Origin of the sequence: Marinomonas atlantica (assembly GCF_001639725.1) — a bacterium.
GTDB classification, from domain to species: domain Bacteria; phylum Pseudomonadota; class Gammaproteobacteria; order Pseudomonadales; family Marinomonadaceae; genus Marinomonas; species Marinomonas atlantica.
On the sequence record NZ_LTAW01000007.1, the window covers coordinates 200,348 to 218,296 of the forward strand.

21 protein-coding genes, 1 tRNA gene and 1 pseudogene are annotated in these 17,949 nt (G+C 42.4%); 12 read left to right on the forward strand and 11 right to left on the reverse strand.

The window, feature by feature from the left end; translation table 11 throughout:
* The first annotated feature begins 10 nt into the window (after positions 1-10).
* From fabG to fabF, 3 genes are all read left to right on the forward strand, one after another.
* Complete coding sequence (gene fabG / locus AYW75_RS14150) at positions 11-736, forward strand: 3-oxoacyl-ACP reductase FabG (RefSeq protein ID WP_067100644.1); 726 nt, start codon at positions 11-13, stop codon at positions 734-736.
* A 134-nt stretch (positions 737-870) separates the two neighbouring features.
* On the forward strand, positions 871-1,104 hold the full coding sequence (gene acpP / locus AYW75_RS14155) for an acyl carrier protein (RefSeq protein ID WP_067037804.1): 234 nt from the start codon (positions 871-873) through the stop codon (positions 1,102-1,104).
* A gap of 102 nt (positions 1,105-1,206) precedes the next feature.
* Entirely contained in the window at positions 1,207-2,445 is a 1,239-nt protein-coding gene (fabF, locus tag AYW75_RS14160; protein ID WP_067100647.1) for a beta-ketoacyl-ACP synthase II, read from the forward strand.
* A gap of 38 nt (positions 2,446-2,483) precedes the next feature.
* Here fabF and AYW75_RS14165 read toward each other — a convergent pair whose 3' ends face one another.
* The gene (locus AYW75_RS14165) at positions 2,484-2,897 is read right to left on the reverse strand and encodes a PA2817 family protein (RefSeq protein WP_067100650.1); all 414 of its coding nucleotides are present in this window, start codon (positions 2,895-2,897) and stop codon (positions 2,484-2,486) included.
* Positions 2,898-2,952: 55 nt separating this feature from the next.
* On the opposite strand from AYW75_RS14165, the gene AYW75_RS14170 reads away from it, so the two are divergent.
* From AYW75_RS14170 to queF, 3 genes are read left to right on the forward strand one after another with little or no spacing between them, the layout of a single operon-like run.
* Entirely contained in the window at positions 2,953-3,870 is a 918-nt protein-coding gene (locus tag AYW75_RS14170; RefSeq protein WP_067100653.1) for an ABC transporter ATP-binding protein, read from the forward strand.
* A gap of 1 nt (position 3,871) precedes the next feature.
* The gene (locus AYW75_RS14175) at positions 3,872-4,645 is read left to right on the forward strand and encodes an ABC transporter permease (protein WP_067100656.1); all 774 of its coding nucleotides are present in this window, start codon (positions 3,872-3,874) and stop codon (positions 4,643-4,645) included.
* 10 nt (positions 4,646-4,655) lie between these two features.
* Complete coding sequence (gene queF / locus AYW75_RS14180; protein ID WP_067100659.1) at positions 4,656-5,471, forward strand: NADPH-dependent 7-cyano-7-deazaguanine reductase QueF; 816 nt, start codon at positions 4,656-4,658, stop codon at positions 5,469-5,471.
* Between the two features lie 27 nt (positions 5,472-5,498).
* Here the strand turns inward: queF and AYW75_RS14185 are convergent, their stop codons facing one another.
* Positions 5,499-7,037 carry a coiled-coil domain-containing protein gene (locus AYW75_RS14185; RefSeq protein WP_067100662.1) on the reverse strand — a complete coding sequence of 513 codons (1,539 nt, stop codon included), beginning with the start codon at positions 7,035-7,037 and terminating at the stop codon, positions 5,499-5,501.
* 97 nt (positions 7,038-7,134) lie between these two features.
* Here AYW75_RS14185 and AYW75_RS14190 point away from each other — a divergent pair, with 97 nt between their 5' ends.
* From AYW75_RS14190 to AYW75_RS18660, 3 genes and pseudogenes are all read left to right on the forward strand, one after another.
* Entirely contained in the window at positions 7,135-7,701 is a 567-nt protein-coding gene (locus AYW75_RS14190) for a nitroreductase family protein (RefSeq protein ID WP_067100665.1), read from the forward strand.
* Positions 7,702-7,772: 71 nt separating this feature from the next.
* Positions 7,773-7,860 (forward strand) — tRNA-Ser (locus tag AYW75_RS14195).
* A 377-nt stretch (positions 7,861-8,237) separates the two neighbouring features.
* Positions 8,238-9,076, forward strand: a pseudogene (locus AYW75_RS18660) (IS5 family transposase).
* Between the two features lie 215 nt (positions 9,077-9,291).
* On the opposite strand, the gene AYW75_RS14210 reads toward AYW75_RS18660, so the two are convergent.
* Positions 9,292-9,723, reverse strand: coding sequence for a hypothetical protein (locus AYW75_RS14210; RefSeq protein WP_067100672.1), 432 nt, complete (start codon positions 9,721-9,723; stop codon positions 9,292-9,294).
* Positions 9,724-9,744: 21 nt separating this feature from the next.
* Positions 9,745-10,029, reverse strand: a complete 285-nt coding sequence (locus AYW75_RS14215; RefSeq protein WP_067100675.1) for a DUF2834 domain-containing protein — start codon at positions 10,027-10,029, stop codon at positions 9,745-9,747.
* A gap of 119 nt (positions 10,030-10,148) precedes the next feature.
* Here AYW75_RS14215 and AYW75_RS14220 point away from each other — a divergent pair, with 119 nt between their 5' ends.
* On the forward strand, positions 10,149-10,979 hold the full coding sequence (locus tag AYW75_RS14220) for a helix-turn-helix domain-containing protein (RefSeq protein ID WP_067100678.1): 831 nt from the start codon (positions 10,149-10,151) through the stop codon (positions 10,977-10,979).
* A 526-nt stretch (positions 10,980-11,505) separates the two neighbouring features.
* Here the strand turns inward: AYW75_RS14220 and AYW75_RS14225 are convergent.
* A complete protein-coding gene (locus AYW75_RS14225) occupies positions 11,506-11,709 on the reverse strand; it encodes a hypothetical protein (RefSeq protein ID WP_067100681.1) in 204 nt (67 codons plus the stop codon).
* 101 nt (positions 11,710-11,810) lie between these two features.
* Between AYW75_RS14225 and zapE the strand changes: the two genes are divergently transcribed.
* The gene (zapE, locus tag AYW75_RS14230; protein WP_067100804.1) at positions 11,811-13,277 is read left to right on the forward strand and encodes a cell division protein ZapE; all 1,467 of its coding nucleotides are present in this window, start codon (positions 11,811-11,813) and stop codon (positions 13,275-13,277) included.
* The gene (locus AYW75_RS14235) at positions 13,262-13,696 is read left to right on the forward strand and encodes a YuxH family protein (protein ID WP_067100683.1); all 435 of its coding nucleotides are present in this window, start codon (positions 13,262-13,264) and stop codon (positions 13,694-13,696) included. The genes zapE and AYW75_RS14235 overlap by 16 nt, the downstream gene beginning before the upstream one ends.
* A 28-nt stretch (positions 13,697-13,724) precedes the next feature.
* Here AYW75_RS14235 and AYW75_RS14240 read toward each other — a convergent pair whose 3' ends face one another.
* The 6 genes from AYW75_RS14240 to AYW75_RS14265 all read right to left on the reverse strand — a co-directional run bounded on the left by AYW75_RS14240 (position 13,725) and on the right by AYW75_RS14265 (position 17,947).
* Positions 13,725-14,126 carry an acyl-CoA thioesterase gene (locus AYW75_RS14240; protein ID WP_067100686.1) on the reverse strand — a complete coding sequence of 134 codons (402 nt, stop codon included), beginning with the start codon at positions 14,124-14,126 and terminating at the stop codon, positions 13,725-13,727.
* A 20-nt stretch (positions 14,127-14,146) separates the two neighbouring features.
* A complete protein-coding gene (locus AYW75_RS14245) occupies positions 14,147-15,154 on the reverse strand; it encodes a GGDEF domain-containing protein (RefSeq protein WP_067100689.1) in 1,008 nt (335 codons plus the stop codon).
* A 146-nt stretch (positions 15,155-15,300) separates the two neighbouring features.
* Entirely contained in the window at positions 15,301-15,645 is a 345-nt protein-coding gene (locus AYW75_RS14250) for a translation initiation factor (RefSeq protein ID WP_067100692.1), read from the reverse strand.
* A gap of 9 nt (positions 15,646-15,654) precedes the next feature.
* Positions 15,655-16,383 carry an RluA family pseudouridine synthase gene (locus AYW75_RS14255; protein ID WP_067100695.1) on the reverse strand — a complete coding sequence of 243 codons (729 nt, stop codon included), beginning with the start codon at positions 16,381-16,383 and terminating at the stop codon, positions 15,655-15,657.
* A complete protein-coding gene (locus AYW75_RS14260; RefSeq protein WP_067100698.1) occupies positions 16,380-17,321 on the reverse strand; it encodes a D-2-hydroxyacid dehydrogenase in 942 nt (313 codons plus the stop codon). Before AYW75_RS14260 ends, AYW75_RS14255 begins: the two co-directional genes overlap by 4 nt.
* Positions 17,322-17,332: 11 nt before the next feature.
* Positions 17,333-17,947 carry an arylesterase gene (locus AYW75_RS14265; RefSeq protein WP_067100700.1) on the reverse strand — a complete coding sequence of 205 codons (615 nt, stop codon included), beginning with the start codon at positions 17,945-17,947 and terminating at the stop codon, positions 17,333-17,335.
* Positions 17,948-17,949 lie beyond the last annotated feature (2 nt).

Here is a 17,949-nt window from a genome sequence, read left to right on the forward strand (position 1 = left end):
AGATAATTTGATGAGCAAAATTGCGCTAGTAACTGGTGCCACGCGAGGCATAGGTAAAGCCATCGCTCAAGCGCTAGTCGCTAATGGTGTTACTGTAGTCGGTACCGCAACTAGTGAAGCGGGTGCTAATAGCATTAGTGATTACTTAGGCGATAATGGTAAAGGTCTTGTGCTGGACGTTTCCAGCGATGAATCAGTAGAGGCTGTTATCAAGCAAATCAATGCAGAATTTGGTGCGCCGACGGTTTTAGTTAATAATGCAGGCATCACACGTGATAACCTTATGATGCGTATGAAGATGGATGAGTGGGATCAAGTGATCAACACTAACCTTACTTCTGTGTTTCGCGTCACAAAGGCTTGTCTTCGTGGTATGACGAAAGCTAAGTTTGGTCGTATTGTGACCATTAGTTCTGTTGTTGGCTCTATGGGTAACGCAGGCCAAGCAAACTATTCTGCAGCAAAAGCAGGACTTGAAGGCTTCAGTCGCTCTTTGGCAGCAGAGATAGGCTCTCGCGGCATTACTGTGAACTGTGTTGCGCCAGGCTTTATCGCGACAGATATGACAAAAGATTTACCTGAAGAGCACAAGGCAACTTTGGTTTCCAAAGTGCCGGCGGCGCGATTGGGTGAACCAGAAGAAATTGCAGCAGCTGTCGCCTTTTTGGCGTCTGATTCTGCGGGTTACATTACCGGTGAAACCCTACATGTCAATGGCGGCATGTACATGGCGTAATTTGAGTTGAATTTTGTAATGAATTCAACGAAAATACGTCTCCGGTTCATGATGAGAATCACGCCCAGTATGGGTGTCAAAAATTTATAAATATGCTCAAAGTGAGCTATTGACCAGTAGAGTAGGAACTTCTAATGAGTAGCATTGAAGAACGCGTTAAAAAAATCGTTTGCGAACAACTAGGTGTTAAAGAGGAAGAAGTGGTTGCATCTGCATCTTTCGTAGACGACTTGGGTGCTGATTCCCTAGACACAGTTGAGCTTGTTATGGCTCTAGAAGAGGAATTTGACACTGAGATTCCTGATGAAGAAGCTGAAAAAATCACCACTGTACAAGCAGCAATTGACTACATCAACGCTAACTTGTAATTCTCTGGTGTACTAAGTTTCCGAAAAGCCGCTTGTATTAGTTGTACAGCGGCTTTTCTTATTCTTACCCCTGTATTAAAGGGAGTTTTTCGGAGGAATCATATGTCTCGTCGTCGGGTCGTAATCACCGGTATGGGAATGGTGAGTCCCCTTGGCAATAACGTAAAAGATACTTGGGATAATATTATTGAAGGTAAAAGTGGTGTTTCTGAAATTGAGCACTTTGATGCCTCTCAATTCTCAACACGTTTTGCTGCTCAAGTAAAAGACTTCGATGCATCGCACTATATGAGCGTGAAAGAAGCTCGTAAAATGGACGTGTTTATTCAATATGGCATTGCAGCCTCCGTCCAAGCGATAGAAGATGCTGGTTTATCCCCTGATAGCGTTAATTTTAAGCGTATCGGGTGTGCTATTGGTTCAGGCATTGGTGGCCTGCCAATGATCGAAAAAAATGTAGAATTACTGAATGCATCGGGTCCTAAGCGTATTTCACCATTTTTTGTACCAGGTGCCATCATTAATATGATCTCTGGTCATGTGGCGATTAGATTTGGTTTTAAAGGTCCGAATATCTCCATCGTTACGGCATGTACTACCGGTACACATAATATTGGTATGGCAGGTCGTATGATTACTTATGGCGATGCGGACGTCATGATCGCAGGTGGTGCTGAGATGGCAATAACACCGCTAGGGATTGGTGGCTTTGGTGCAGCTCGAGCTTTATCTACCCGTAATGATGATCCTAAAACGGCTAGTCGACCGTGGGATAAAGATCGTGACGGGTTCGTTATGGGTGATGGGTCAGGTATTCTTGTATTAGAAGAATACGAACATGCTGTTGCCCGCGGTGCTAAGATTTACGCTGAGCTTGCTGGCTTTGGTATGAGTGATGACGCATTTCATATGACGGCTCCTCCTGAACAAGGAGAAGGGGCGTTGTCTGCAATGGTCGCAGCTCTTAATGATGCAGGTGCCCAGGCACAAGAAATTGATTACATCAATGCTCACGGGACATCGACACCGATCGGTGATTTGGCCGAAACGGAAGCGGTAAAATCGCTTATGGGGGCAGACGCTTCTGATGTAGCGATTAGTTCAACAAAGTCAATGACAGGGCATTTATTGGGCGCGGCTGGTGCAGTAGAGTCAATTTTTTCTGTGCTGGCAATCCGTGATCAGTTGGCTCCGCCAACGATTAACTTGTCAGAGCCTAGTGAGGGTTGTGACTTGAACTATGTTTCAATGACAGCTCAAAAGCGAAAAGTGGATCTTGTGCTAAATAACTCTTTTGGGTTTGGTGGTACAAATGGAACACTTGTGTTCCGTAAAGTATAAAAAAGCGGCATTAGCCGCTTTTTTATTAACTTAACTGTTTATTGCAAGGTTGTTCCTTGAGGCGCAGGTTGATTAGCCTCTATCATTTCGGCTATGTCCACGCTGTTCCCTGCTAGCTCTGCCTCGTAAAGTTGTTCATCAATATCTTGGTACAAGGCAAGTTCTTTATCTCCAAGAAAGTGTAAGCATTCACCGCCAATGAAATAGAGCAGCTCTCTATGCATTAATGGTACTAAATTAGGGTAGCAACGAATAAAACGACTGATTAAATCTTGTGCTTCAAATAAAAAGTTAGCGTTTCTCTGCTCTCCTTCATGGATAAGTGTGTTCCATTTATCCATGAAATCCAGCTCTTCTTCGGCCAATTCTGATCGGTTGAATGGGTCATGTTCTTGGATACGTTGATGAAGAGTTTGAAGGCGACTAATAATAAATTGAATTCTAGAACTCACGTATGCGAAACCTGTTTTGGTGGGTTTAAAGTGTATTAATACAAAGAAGGTTATTATGGCATATGCTATTGAAATAAAGGACCTCAAAAAGCGTTACGGTAATGGATTTGAGGCGCTGAAAGGGGTTGATCTAACCGTAGAGCAAGGCGATTTCTTTGCATTGTTAGGCCCTAATGGTGCCGGTAAGTCGACAACGATTGGGATATTGTGTTCTCTGGTTAATAAATCGTCGGGGCATGTTAGTATTTTTGGAGTCGATGTCGATAAGGATTTTGCGGGGGCAAAGCGTTATTTAGGCGTTGTTCCGCAAGAGTTTAACTTCAATGTTTTTGAGACAGTATTTAATGTTGTGGCAACACAAGCAGGGTTTTATGGTATCCCTGTCGATCTTGCAAAAGAGCGCGCTGAAAAGTATCTCAAGAAACTCGATTTATGGGACAAAAAAGACACGCAATCACGCATGTTATCTGGTGGTATGAAACGTCGATTAATGATTGCACGTGCGTTGATCCATGAGCCCAAGATACTGATTTTAGATGAGCCAACCGCCGGAGTTGATATTGAATTGCGTCGCTCTATGTGGGAGTTCATCAAAGAGCTAAACGAGCAGGGTACTACGATCATATTAACGACTCACTACTTAGAAGAAGCTGAACAGCTATGTCGTAATATTGCCATTATTAACAGTGGAGAGATCGTAGAAAACACCAGTGTTAAGGCGTTGTTGAAAACGATTAGTAGTGAAACATTTGTGCTGGATTTGGCTGATTCAATTGATTCCATTGAGCTACCAAATTATGACATTAGGATTGTTGCAGATGGTTCGACTATTGAGGTTGCGATAGATAAGGGACAAAACTTAAATGATGTGTTTGAGTATCTAAGTGCTAAACAAATTAAAGTATTAAGTATGCGCAATAAATCAAACCGTCTAGAAGAATTATTCGTCAAACTAATCAAAGGAAGTAACTAGCATGTCTTCAGGTGAGATTTGGATTGCCTTCTATACCATTCTGCGCCGGGAAATACGTCGTTTCATGCGTATCTGGCCTCAAACGCTGCTGCCTCCAGCAATTACGATGACTCTATACTTCGCTATTTTCGGAAATTTGATTGGTAGTAGAATTGGAGAAATGGGTGGTTTTAGCTATATGGAGTTTATTGTTCCAGGCTTAATTATGATGTCTGTGATTACAAACTCATATTCTAATGTTGCTTCATCTTTTTTTTCAGCAAAATTTCAACATAGTGTTCAAGAGCTACTAGTCTCCCCAACACCTAACTGGGTTATTTTGTTGGGGTATATTTTAGGAGGGGTTGCACGAGGCTTGTTTGTTGGGGCTGTTGTTACGGTACTGTCGCTATTTTTCACTCACATGCAGTTACATAATGTATTCCTAACCATACTGATAGTCTTTTTAACATCGGTTATGTTTGCTCTTGGCGGCTTTGTAAATGCGTTGTTTGCTCGAAGTTTTGATGATATATCGATTGTTCCCACTTTCATCTTAACTCCTCTTACCTATCTTGGTGGGGTATTTTACTCCATTAGTTTGTTGCCTGATTTCTGGCAAGGTGTTTCGATGCTTAACCCCGTGTTGTATATGGTAAATGCCTTTCGTTATGGCGTTTTAGGTGTATCAGACATTGACGTTACGTGGGCGTTAGTTATCATCACTGCTTTCATTTTAGGCTTGTTTTATATTGGACTTACTCTGCTGAATCGCGGCAGAGGCATTAGAAATTGAGGTGTTTTGCATGGGTTTTTTGCCCCTAGGACAGAAAACGGATTATGTTTCTGAATACGATCCAGGATTATTGTTTCCAATTCCACGTGTAGATAAGTGGCGTGATATGGGAATAGAATCTGAGCGTTTACCCTTCCATGGAGAGGATATTTGGAACGCATATGAGTTGTCTTGGTTAAATAAAAAGGGGAAGCCTATTGTAGCGATGGCGGAATTTCGTTTGCCTTGTTCATCGCCAAATATCATTGAGTCAAAATCTTTCAAATTATATCTGAACTCGCTAAATCAAATGCATTATGAGGATGTATTTGAAGTTCAGGAGCTACTTGAAAGCGATTTATCAAAGGCTGCTGGTGCGCCAGTTGGCGTGATAATTCGTGATGTCGACGCAATGGAGTCGTTGGTTGTTTTAACGCCAGATTACTGTATTGATGAACTTGATGTTGAAGTAGTAGAGTACCATCCTAATGCTTCATTGTTGACCAATAAGTTCGGTGGAGAGCAAGTTGAAGAACGTTTAGTGAGTCACTTGTTGAAGTCCAATTGCCCTGTAACAAATCAGCCAGATTGGGGGTCTGTTTTCATTGATTATCGTGGTAGCCAAATTGACCATGCTGGTTTGTTAAAGTATATCGCTTCATTCAGAGAACACACAGACTTTCATGAGCAATGTGTAGAGAGAATCTTCATAGATATCATGACTCAATGTAGGCCTGATAGTCTCGTTGTATATGCGCGTTATGTTCGTCGAGGGGGCTTGGATATAAACCCGTATCGATCAACTGAATCAATTGTGCTTGGCAACGACCGTTTGTCTCGCCAATAAGTGATTGGCACGTTACGTTTACTGTATTTAGCGTAACGTGCCTAAATATTTTTTCTCTAGATCTGAATAAGCTAATTGTAAGCGATCCATTTCTAAGCTTTTTTTGTTGTATTCTTTACGTAATGCCTTTTCATTAGATTCTGATATTTCATTTAGCAAGCTGTCTTTCATTTGCTGAATTTGGCTGATTAGATCTCTATTTTCTTCCCTTAGTGCTCCTAACTCACTTAATTCATTAGGCAAAGTGCTTGCGTCTGGATGACTTCTTGCATCTAATGCTCGCTGTTCAATTTGTGCTCTAAGCGAAGTATTATAAGCTTCAGCACTTTCAAGTTCTTGGGCAAGAAGTTGAACGCAGGTTTCAGACTCTTTAAGCACTTGCTCTAGCTTGCGTGCTTCTTGTTCTTGGACTTCAAAAGTATCGCTATTGTTGTCCTCTTTGAATAAAACAAATTCGCCAAGTAAGGATTCGAGTGCATCTCGTTTATCTGAGTTAATGCTTTGGAATTCAGTGTATGCAGAGCCCTCTATATCCGCCAATTTGGCATCAATCTCTTGTAGCAGTCGATCTTTTTCAGAAATGTCTTCTTTGAGGTTTTCAATAGATAGATTTGCATTATCAAGTTCAGATTGAAGCTGCCCAATCAAGGAGCCTGACTCGGAAGAGAGACGTTCCATTCTTTCAAGTGCCATTTTTTGAACTTGTTCCTTTTTATCATGCTGATCGTCTGAAGTATCATTTAGTTGCGCTTGTAGGTTTTCAATGATGGCTTGTTGGCGTTTAGATAATCGCTCTAGTTGATGGAGGTGCTTTGTTGACTTATGTTGTGGGGCGTCACTTTGGGAGCTTTCCGTATTGCCTGTGTAATATTGATCATCGTAATCGAAGTGTTGTTCGAGCTTAGAAACTTGCTCATGTTGTTTTTTGAGTTCTTGTTGCAAACGCAGTAACTCGTTGTGTTTAACACCAAGCTTTTTGAGTTTTTGCTCTGATCTTTCGATGCTTTTATGAAGCTCTTGATGCAGTTCTTTCTGATTGGTAAGCAATGCTTCTTTGGAAATTAAAAGCTCGCTTGCTTGGTTAAACTCTTCGTCAATGTCTTTAAGGGATTGAGTTAATGAGTTTTTGTTGATTTTCTTGTTTTTAATTTGCTCAAGGCTACTGATAATGCTCGCCATGAAACGAATCAATATAGGCTTTGGTTCGTTACTTTGGTCATTTAATAAAATAGCACGCTCAGCCTTAAGGAGAGTTCCCCATACTTTAAAGCGAGTCACGGTGTCAAGGTCATCGGAAGAACGTAAATCTTTTAAGGTATCCGCTGCGATAGTAGCCTGTCGCTCTAGCTCTTGAGCAAAGGCCTTAAAAGGAGCTTCTTGTTCAATGCTTTGTGTACTACCCCCACTATTATTTTGAGAGGGTTGTGCCTCGATCTCTTTATTTTCATTATTATGCTCTTGGTCAATTTTATTACGCAGTACGATTGATCGCCATATGAGCCACAGCGATGCAACTGTCATAATAGTGGCAGCTTCTAATAAAAGCCAAAGAATCCATTTTTCCATAATGCTGTCCAATAAATGAGAGTCGTTTAGATTTACATATGAAAATACATTCGTTATGTTTAGGTATATTTATGATCTTAACGGAAATTATATAGTTATGAGTAAAGATTTTTTACGTTTCATACGTGATCGTGTATCCAACAATCAACTTGTAGAGCCTGCACCCAGTCATGAGGAGTGGTTGGAGATTTTAGATGCCGCCAGTCGTGCAGCAGACCATGGCAATTTAAAGCCGTGGCGTTTCAAAATATTTGAAGGTGAGGGGCGTCGAAAAGTAGGTGAAGTATACTGGCGTCACGCTAAGTCTGAGGTGGAGCAATTATCTGATGATAAGGCTGAGGTATTTATTAAAAAGGCCTTCCGTGCTCCCACTGTTTTGCTTGTTTACGCTGATATTGTAGATCACCCCAAGGTTCCTGAGTTTGAGCAATTAATGGCCGTAGCAGCTTCTGCTCAGCAGGTGTTGTTAGGGGTTGAGGCTTTGGATTACGCTGGTATTTGGCGAACGGGACCAGCTGTTTTTACTGATGATGCGAAAGAACAACTTGGTTTAGAGCCAAATCAACAAGTAGTAGGTTTGATTTATGTGGGCACAGCAAGTGTTCAAGCGAAACGAGTTGAAGATACAGGTATCACTGAAAGAATTACTTTTGTAAGTGAATAAAGGCTTGCAATTCAATAACTTCAAACTTATCATACGCGCCATAATTCACAACGAGTGAATTGAAAAGTTTAGGTGAGCTGTCCGAGTGGCCGAAGGAGCACGCCTGGAAAGCGTGTATGTCGAAAGGCATCAAGAGTTCGAATCTCTTGCTCACCGCCATCTTTACAGAAAAGACGTCCAAGGACGTCTTTTTTTGTGTCTAAAATTCAATAAAATCAATGGTTTATGTTCAATGGCGTCCATATTGAACGATTACGTCCAAGAAAAAAGTGTAGTGCAAAAAGTATGACTAATTTTCATCTAATTAGAGTCATACACTTTTCGATTAAACGTAATATGCCTATCTCAAATCTTAAAATCAGTATTTCAACGTTAATAGCTTTTAAGTCATTGTAATTAAAAAGAAAAATTGGTTTTTAGTAGGACGGTATTTTTCGTGATTTTCCTCGTTAAATCAGTCATACACTAAGGAACATGCGATTAAGTCGGTAACATGAGATAATTTCGTCGACTTAAGACAACTACGACGCCTACCGATACTGAACCAGCTTTCCTTCGCCGACACCGAATTTACCAGCAAACGCCGCAAAACTCGCAAAGAAATCTTACTTGCTCGAATGGATGAATTGATTCCTTGGCAGCAGCTTGAAGCCCAAATTGAGCCCTTCTATCCAAAAGCAGGCAACGGACGTCGCCCCTAGCCTTTGTCTACCATGCTACGCATTCACTTTATGCAGAACTGGTACAACATGCCATGAAGGACGCTCTTTATGAGATGACCTCTACGCGGCTGTTTGCTCGGTTATCCTTAGAAGGTGAGATACATGATCACACAACTATTATGAACTTCAGGCACTTACTGGAGAAGTATAAACTTGGACGAAAATTATTTAAAGAAGTCCAAAAATGGCTATCAGACTCAGGTATTTACTTCAAAGAAGGCACCATCGTTGACGCGACTAGCTCGACCAAAAATAAAGCCAAGTCACGTGACCCAGAAAGGCATCAAACCAAGAAAGGAAAACAATGGTTCTTTGGGTTGAAGGCAATTATTGGAGTCGATGCTAAGCGTGGCGTAGAAAAACGTGAGGCAACCAAAGATAAGGATTTGGACTGGTTAATTGCGGAGATGCCAAGCAAGGTGTGGGAATGGAAGAAGCATCCCCGTATTAATAAAAAGCCTATCAATACTGAGTATATATAAGCCAGTATTAGAGCAAAAGTAGAGCATCCGTTTCGGATACTGAAGTGCCAGTTTGGCTTCCGCAAAGTGGTCTATAAAGGTCTATCAAAAAATGACAATAAGCTCGCGGTGCTGTTTGCACTGGGAAACATACTGCGAGTGGATCAGATGATCAGGTCTGCACGGGGTTAATCCGTCTTGATAACGGCAGTTGGAGCATTTAAGCCTCCAACTAGGGAATAGACACACTAAAAACCGAGGTTTTTAGTAAATTAAAGAGCGAATCAAGCCAGCTGCGACTTAGTGCTAGCTAGCTGACTTAATCGCACGTTCCCTAATAACTGAAACATCAAAACCGGTTCATAATTCCCAGCTTTGCTGGTCTCAAAGACTTTTAATGTTTTAACTTAGGCAGCTCTAGTTGGCCACCATAGCGGCCCTACCGCAGCCAATAAAACAAGAACATTAAACAAAACATTAGAATATGCACCCACAGATGCTGACCCGATGGAATCCATTACAAACCAAGCAACTAGACTAACCACAATGGCTTTTCGTGTAGGTTCCGGTGCTAGGTCATAAACCCACTGTCTTAAGAAGAAAATCATTACCCCCAACCCAAATAAAAATCCGCCAGTAAGTGCAGTTAAAAATCGCATTGTTCCACCTGTATAGGTTTGAACGCCATCTATAGGCCAATGCAACAAATCGAGTGTCAACTGCGCTGCATGATCGAATTGATTTTGCGTTGCTAGTGAAAAAATTGGACCAAATGACCCGACAACACATGCCGTGATCAATAACCAGCGCTTGTGGCCTTTTTGAGATGTAATATGCATCTCAAACTCCCAGTTTCATGCCTACTTCTTTTCAGTTACTACATAAAGAAGTGGGCCGAAAGACCCTACAACACAGGTTACGGCGACCCATATCCAAGGGTTACGGCCTTTCGCCTTCGCGTCTGGAATTAGCCACATGAACAGCAATACAAGGGCCACTATTAGATCGAAAAGTACTTGCCAGCCAGCTGGGCTGCTGAGCTGAAATCGGAAAATTCCAATAAAGCCGACGTCCGCCACTGCGTAAACTGTCACAAGGGTAAGGAGAACTAGAAGCAAGATTGCCAATTTGCGTTGTAAAGTCATGACTCATTCCTGTTAGATTTTCTTCCATCCTTTGCTAAAATCAACACAGGTGCAATTACCTCAGAAGTAATAGACTTAATCTGGCCCAGAAAGCACTATAGAATCGACTGGAGGGATTTATGACAGAAACTGTTACATCTGATTTCAGAACGAAGTTCCGAGCGTGGCGCTTATATCGTAATAAGTCTCAATTAGACTTAGCGTTGTTTGCTAATATCTCTCAAAGGCACCTGAGTTTTCTCGAGACAGGTCGAAGTTTGCCGAGTCGAGAGATGGTATTGAAGTTATCGGAAGCACTGGATATTCCTTTGCGGGAAAGAAATGGACTGCTGTTATCAGCTGGTTATAGCCCAATCTATGCTGAAAATTCTTTGGACTCGCCGTCCATGTTACCTGTTCTAAATGCTGTCGAAAAAGCCTTGCAGCACCACAACCCACTGCCTGCGTTTGTTGTTGATCGCTTTTGGAATATTGTTCGCAAAAATAGTGCTGCTGAAAAACTGTTAATGCTTTTGTCGTCGACCTCGATACCTGTGAATGATGAAAGTGAATCTACAAATAGCTCAGTAGAAATTTCGACAAACCTAGCGCTGATGTCCTTACACCCTCTTGGACTTAGACAATTTATTACGAACTGGGATGACGTTGCACCATTGCTTGTGCAGCGCTTACGCAGTGAAGCCATGGCGTCGGGCGACCAAAAAGTCATAGAAAAACTGCAGAGTTACGTAGAAGTTTCTGAACTATACATACAAGACACTGTGCCTAATTTAGGCTTGCTGCCTGTCATGCCCATTAATATTAAAGTCGATAACATAGAGCTGAGCCTATTTACCATGGTAGCCACATTGGGCACGCCACAGGACGTAATAGCGGATGAATTGAGGCTTGAGTTCTTTTACTCAATAGATGACCAGACAGAGGACTTTTTTCGGAGTATCAGCTCTTAATCTACTGGCTTCGCCTTTCGTCCAGTCTTACCATTAATGTCACCACTTCAGAGATGAGCCATCGATATTCAAAAATGCTCCTGAATTATCTGATAGTTTATTTGACTCATAAAGGACTCTATATGAGCTTTGTTTAGCCTTCAATAATTGAAAACTAAAGACTAAGCCTAAAACGAATTATTCCTTATGCCTTTTTGCCAAAATAGAACAAAACATCAATGGTAATTTTTAGTCTGCTTCTAGGAGTCATCTGGCCTTAATCCGTCAATGTCTAATGTTGCGCTTGTACATTTTAGTGACCAATCTGAATTTAAAGTGACGATTTCTCACCCCTAATGTCCCTTTTTTCAGAAAAGCGGCCGTTAGAGGTTAATTGACTTGTTGGCATAAAAGGCTAAGAGCGGACGTTTCAACGTTGTCATAAGCTGCGCAGCTTAAGTAGATATTTTTTTGGGCTATTCAAACACTAAATTAAGTTACGGAAAACGCGTCTGCTTGATCGCGTTGTATTGTCGATTTTCTGACTTTACTCAATGTTGTTTTTGGAATCTATAATTGCTTGACATAGGTAGTTAGGCTCGTCAGTGCCGAGACGAACCAATGAGCCGCCTTTAAGCTCTATTTCTACGCCCCAAAGGCCAGAAATATTGTAAACCCAGCCCGTGCCAAAAGCATGAATACCAAACCCCATCCATGTTAGTATGCTGAATTTTGCGTTCAACTTGAACACAAAAACTTGAGTCTCTAATGCAAATCAATTTGATCCTCTTACAATAATCTAGCGTACCATATTAGCACGTTGATAAACTCGTTAGTTCGGTGATGAAGAAGATGATGAAGACGTTGAAAGCACAACATCGCGTCGCTCGGCGGTGCTTCTCTACAGGCCCCGTTTCAGCGGCTTATGAACTCAAGTTGGACGCGGGGGAGGTGCGACGAGATGAGGCGCAAGTCGCTCTGGCGGCAAAATTCGATGTCCTGCACGAGTCTCTTGCATGGCTCCCACCAGTGCGCGTGTGCACCGACGATCCGACAGAGAGCAGTTGTACAAGCAGCGGTCCAGTGTTACTGGCGCGATCCCTGGCATCCGTCCAGTCCTTTTTTCGAAAGAAGTTCCATTTGTTGTTTTTTGGTCCACCACCGCGAGGCATGTACATTCATGGACCGGTCGGGGTCGGCAAGAGCTTTCTAATGGATCTCTTTTACGCGTCGGTTGCTGCTCCTGATGATGATTCTTGCTGTAATAATGACAGCCACAAACAAGCAAAAATTACCAAACGCCGCGCTCACTTTCATGAATTCATGCTAGACGTCCATCATCGAATCTTTGTATACAAACAGAAGCACCCGCGAGGAGATGCCATTCCCATTATTGCGCAACAATTGGCACAAGAAGCCCAACTCCTCTGTTTCGATGAATTTCAAGTGACAGACATTGCCGATGCCATGATTATGAAGCGACTGTTTTCACTATTATTGGATTGGAATGTCGTGGTGGTGGCCACCTCGAATAGATCTCCCGATTCCTTGTATAAGGGAGGCATTAACCGATCCCTCTTTTTGCCATTCATCGACATGCTGAAACACACGTCCGACATTATTTCCATGGAGGATTCCCGCAAGGATTATCGACTCGAAAAACGAGCGTGTGGTCAATCCTATTTTTGGTCAAACGAGAATGTTCATGGCGATAATAATAGTAATAAGAACATGCAGGCGCAGTTGGAAGAAATATTTGGTGACACTGCATCCGGAACTCAGGCCGAAATCATCCCCGTCCTCTTTGGTCGCTCCGTCCAGGTTGCTCGATTAAATGATCGGTGCGCTTGGTTTGACTTTTCCGAGTTGTGCTACCAACCGCTCGGCGCGGCCGATTATATTTCACTCTGCGACCGATTTCCGGTCATCATCATGGAACGCGTCCCCCAACTGGACGCCAATCACCTCAACGAAGCGCGACGATTCGTGACCCTCATTGACGCGTGTTATGAATCTCGTACCCGCTTGGTGCTGGCGGCACAAGTCCCGCTCGACGAATTGTTTGTTGATTTTGAAGCGCAAGTCGAAAGCAGTGACGGAGATGAAGAGTTGTTTGTCAATGAGAAGGGGGGAAACTCGAGTTCTTTTGCGACGACCATGATTCGCACCAAAGAGGGGAAATATGTCGAGTGGTCGGCGACGGGTCGAATTGGCGTGTCACTGGCACAATTTTCGTCCGCCAATGATCTCGCCTTTTCCTTTCGACGAGCCGCGTCTCGGTTGGTAGAAATGGGTGGGAAGGAATGGGGACGGCAATAGTAATAGCCAATGATGACCCCTGTAAAATGTTACTTTTGCCTAAGGTTTTGACGCGAGCCTCCATGTGTCAAAAGCTTGCGCAATATAAGTTCAATACCAATCCAGATGAAGCATTTATTATGGGGCTACTTTCCATGGCTGATCTGATGCTCAATCAAGACATCGATGTTCTCTGTGAGCAACTCCCTATTAGCGGCACTATCAAAGAGGCATTATTAAGTCATAGTGGAAAGCAGGGCACTCTTTTGTTGTTAGCAATGAAGTTTGAAAAAACTGAGTTGTTGGGAGCTAGTGATTCTACTATTGATGCTCTTAATAAGTTTTATTTGGAGAGCCGAAGCTGGGTAACCGATGCATTACATGGGCTTGATTGTATTTCTCAGCATAATTATAGAAAAACCGCTACTTATTATAAGTAGCGGTTTTTTTTGGTTTGTGAAAATTGCTTTATAAGCTAAAAAGCTTGTTTATGTCTTTGTAAACAGCAGGGCGTCCATTGTCGCTTATTGAGGCGATGATGAAGACAGCATGAGCACTCAGCTGGCTTGTTTCATTAATATAAATAGACTGAGTAAATTTAGTTTTAAATTTACTTATGGGTTCACAGTGGCTTTCTACTCTAGCGGTCATGCCACTTTTTAAAGGTCGTTTGTAATCGACTTCAGCTCGCATAACCACTAAATGAATGCCATCTCTAGTTATGTCGGCGAAGTTGAGGCCTTTGTCTTTGATGAAGGTGTGACGAGCGTGTTCTAGATAATTTTGATAGACCGCGTTATTGACGATGCCTTGCATGTCACATTCGTAATCGCGCACCTCAATAAAAGTGGTGTGTGGCAGGTTTTCCATGTTAAAAATATCTTCCTAAATTAACGACTGGCCGTCCGGTTTCGACCTTGTCGCTTTGCATTATCCAGATAGCCACTTGCTCGAGCAATAAGGTTAGCGGGAGTTTCTTGTCCTATGACTGTTGCAACGCCAATGGATACGCAAATTTTTTCAATAATGCCTTCTCCAGAACGGTTCTTTAATCGTTGCTTATTAAGGTGCATGCGGAGTATTTCGGCGTACTCAATGGCGTAGTCAAGCGTGGCCTCATGCAGAACGATGGCAAATGTACCGCCATTCAATCTAGCAATTGTCGCATTTTCAAGTTTCTTACTGTGTAATATTCGACTGATGTGACAGATAAGTGCTGTACCAGCGCGCCGGCCATTTTTAAGGTTAATTTCTTTTAAATAATCAATATCCAGTATCAGCAGAGACAGATCGTCCTCAGAAGGTGGAATCAATGAATAAAGCTGACGCTCTAGGCCCTTTTGGTTAAACAATTGTGTTAAAGGATCTAGATCAACATTATTTTTCATCTCATCCAATTCTGCTTTCAGTTGCAAAACCTCTTCATTTACTTTGTGTAAAGAGGTTGAGAAGTACTCGGCTTCTTCTAGTGCTTTCTTGGTGCCTTGGTCGAGATAGCGTACAACTTTCTCAAGGTGTTGCTGTCTATCGGCGCGAGACAATACTCGACGGCTTTTTTCAATGACTGAGCCAAGCTCTTGAAGACTCTCTGACATGGTGTAAGTGCTGGTTGAGACAGAGTTGACCAGTTCTTCAAGTCGATCTTTATGATCGCTGTTATAACGCGCTTCTTCTGCAACAAGAAATTGATGAAACAGTTCTTTTGAAATAAAGCTGGGTAGGCTGCCTATACGGCCAATAGTGGAGTCAACTAATTGGTTAAGTTTGGGCGAGGTTTGGCGCACATATTCATACCAAATGCCATAGTTATATGGCGTTGGCGCGATGTCCATTTTGCGCATCAGTGGAACTGCTTTATGTAATAGAGCATTGGCCTGACGTGGACTGTCGGAGTGCATTCAAACCTCTTTTAATGAATTACTATTCAGTTAAATTTAGCAAGATAACATTGAAAATCAAAACAAAAATGCTTGATTTTCTAGGCTTTTTTTTAGGTCTTCGTAAGCTAAGTTTACATTAAAGCTCTTTTGTAACGAAATGTAAATTACCCGCCTGCGATTTTTGCTTTGATGTTTTGGCTGTCTAAGTAGACCTTAATCTTATCCCGCTGGTCACCTTGAATCTCGATAACACCTTCTTTTACAGAGCCGCCAACGCCACAGTGATTTTTGAGCTTTTTGCTCAGAGTCTTTAGTTCATCGGCATTCAATGCCAGTTCTTTAATCAATGTTACGCCTTTGCCCTTACGGCCTTTGGTTTCGAGCTGAATTTTAACGTTGCCAGAGCCAAGAACTTTTGAAGTGTCATGACACTGACAATCGTTTAAATTGTGTTCACATTCAGGGCATAATCGACCTTGGTCAGTTGAGTAAACAAGTTTAGTTTTCATAGTGCGGCTCTAATTACAGGTTTGTTGTCTGAGTGATTCAATTAATTGCTGCATATCATCTGGAACAGGAGCATCAATTGACATGTGCATTTGAGTGGTTGGGTGTGTGAAGCTTAATTGCTTGGCGTGTAACATCAATCGTAAATCTTCAGACCAAAAGTCGCGCATGACTTGATTGTGGTGACGACAGCCATAGCGCGTGTCTCCTAGAAGGGGGTGAAACACATGCTTAAAATGACGGCGAATTTGATGGGTGCGACCATGTTCTGGTTGAACGCTTACAAGACTTAAACGCATTTGATTGTAGCGGCTTACAGGCACCGGAATTTCAAAGGTTTCTAACGTCTGAAAGTGACTGACAGCTTCTTTTTCAGTGCCTTCGATTTTAAAACGAGAGCGGCCTTTTTCTTCATTAAGCTTTGCCAGAGGGTAATCGATTGTTCCGTGATCTGCTGTGTGGCCACGGACAATGGCAAGATAGTGTTTCCCTGTAGTTCGCGCCATAAACTGCTCGCCGAGTTTTCGTGCGGCGGTTTCATTTAATGCCATGATCAAAACTCCGGAAGTCGCACGATCAAGGCGATGTATTGGGAAGACCCAACGACCTAGTTGTTCGTTAAGACGTTGAACAACGGCATCTTGTTCATGTTTGGCTAAGTCCGTACGGTGGACCAGTAGTCCACTGGGTTTATTGACGACGACTAAGTCGTCATCAATATGAAGAATTTCTAAGGTCATGAAGTCTGTTGCTTAATAAAAGTATTCATATTATCACATGCGATCTGTAGTAAGCGTGAAATTGCAGATTCGCTAGCCCAAGCAACATGGGGCGTGAGTATGAAGTTGGGTAAATCGCAAATGGTCTGTAAAACATGATCTTGCGGCATGGGTTCAGTAGTCGCGACATCAAATCCAGCACCCGCAATTTTGCCTTGCTTCAAAGCATTAACCAACGCATGCTCATCGACTAGTCCGCCTCGACCGTTATTAATTAATAGAGCGTTCGGCTTCATAAGTTTGAAAGCATCTTCATCAATCATATGATGTGTTTGATCTGTAAGAGGACAATGCAAGCTAATGATATCAGCGGCTTTTATAGCTTCATCAAATGCCACATAACCGTCGCGTACGGAGTCAGTATGCTTATGTTCTGCGAAGATGACCTGCATGCCAAATGCGGTAGCAATTGCTTCAACCTGCTTACCAAGTGTGCCTTTACCAATGATGCATAAAGTACTGTTGGCCAAGTCGGTGATAGGGTAATCCATAAAACAGAAGAATTCAGACTGGCTCCAACGCCCTTGCTTAATCGCTTCGCGGTAGCGAGTCAGATTGCGTCTTAGCTCCAGAATCATAGCAAAGGTATGCTCTGGTACACTCACAGTGGAATACCCAGCCACATTTTGGACGGTAATACCAAGTTCTTTGCAGGCGTCTAAATCGACATTGTTCATACCTGTAGCCATCACTTGTACAAGCTTCAGATTTGAGGCTTGCTCTAATAAAGCACGTGTTAAAACGGCCTTGTTAGTCATTACAATGTCGGCCGATTGAATGCGTTCAAGCGTATTAGTATCATTTGAATTATGAAAAAAATGTGTTTCTTTCACACCCTCTGGGACTGGAATAAATACTTCTTCTGGGAAAGATCCGCGATCCAAAAATACAGCTTTCATCGTAACTCCTTTTAGTCGTTCAACATGGGTAGTAACGCAGGTGCAACATTATCAAGTACAACGGGCTGACCAGCGGCGTTCGGGTGCAATCCATCATTTTGCATCAGGGTCTTATTAAGTGCCACATTTTCAAGCATAAAAGGCACGTACTGAGTGTTGTATTGATCTGATAAGTCTTTGTATATATTAAAAAATTGGTCGGTATATGTGCGTCCATAATTACTCGGTAAATGATTGCCTAACAGCAGGATTTCAGCATTAGCTTGCTGTGATTGCTCAATCATTTTAGCGAGATTTTGTTGCACTTGTTCCAAGGGATATCCTCGCAAGCCATCGTTGGCACCTAGTTCAATAACGACCCAATTTGGGGTGTGGGTGTCTAGCAGTTTAGAAAGACGCGCTAAACCACCTTGAGTGGTTTCCCCACTGACAGAGGCATTGATCACTTGGATCTCTGGGTGGCTACTTTTTAATTGTTGACTGAGTAAACTAACCCAACCTTGCTGTTGTCTGAGGTTATAGGCAGCGCTTAAGCTGTCACCAAACACTAACAGCGTTTTGGCTTGGGCCGTTGCAGCAAACAGCGAACAAAAACATAGTAACGCAACACACAATTTTAAAAACATAG